Origin of the sequence: Capnocytophaga sp. oral taxon 326 str. F0382 (assembly GCF_000318295.1) — a bacterium.
Classification (GTDB): domain Bacteria; phylum Bacteroidota; class Bacteroidia; order Flavobacteriales; family Flavobacteriaceae; genus Capnocytophaga; species Capnocytophaga periodontitidis.
In genome coordinates, this window is sequence record NZ_KB291439.1 from 1 (window position 1) to 885 (window position 885).

Below are 885 nucleotides of genomic sequence, written 5' to 3' on the forward strand. Positions count from 1 at the left end.
CTCCCGTTTGTAACTCTAATGGTTCTGGAGAGGTGATAGTAGCATCAACATAGGCCACACAACCTGTACTATTAGTAATAGCTATTTGATATTTCACTCCTTGTGTTGTACCGTGTAACTGAGTGAAAGTAGCTGTATGAGTACCTGCGATAGCAGGAGTTGTAGTTACTGTTACATTATTTCCTGTAGTGATATCAATAGCGTTTGTAATCCTAAAGGTATAACTATCACTATCGGTAGGCATTGCTATATCAATGCTACCTGTACCCGTAGCAGTGAGTCCTAAATTACATTTTTCGTGGTAAGGTTGCACCACTGTGTTATCTGTATTTATAGGGTCAGGGTCACGTACTACTACTTCTTTCACTATAGGACAATTTTCTGTTTCGGCATCGTAAATAGTGATGCGGTAAGTAGCTGCCTCGGTTGTAGGCGTTGCGATAGTAATCACTCCACCTGTAGGTGTTGGGAAGGCTACATTTTGTGCAAGTACAGCACCTGCTACTACGCCATTATCTAAGCGTTCTAAGGTATAGCTGTAAGTACCTGTACCTCCAGTCACAGTTACTGTGATATCGGCTGTAGGGGTTGCACAAGTTTTATTTCTACTAACAGTAGCTGTAGCTGTAATAAGTGCCGTAGTACTGAAAGTAGCTGTAGTCACACAGCCATCTACATCTTTCACAACTACAGTGTGTGCCACCAATGGACTTACTTCTAATTCGAATGCTTGATTAGCTATTGTCCACACTATAGGTCTATCAGCAGCACCATCTAAACTATAGTAGTGGTTACCTTGACCTATTTTATTAAGGTCTACCCTTACTGGTATCTTACCATTAGAGTTATTGTAAGCTTGGCAAGCCAAAGTAGTTACAGTTACAA

At 40.9% G+C, this 885-nt stretch carries 1 protein-coding gene; it reads right to left on the minus strand.

Features of this window, described 5'->3' with window-relative positions; all coding sequences use genetic code 11:
- Window positions 1–885: hypothetical protein (locus tag HMPREF9073_RS16020; protein WP_009413843.1), on the minus strand; the 885-nt coding region annotated here is incomplete at both ends.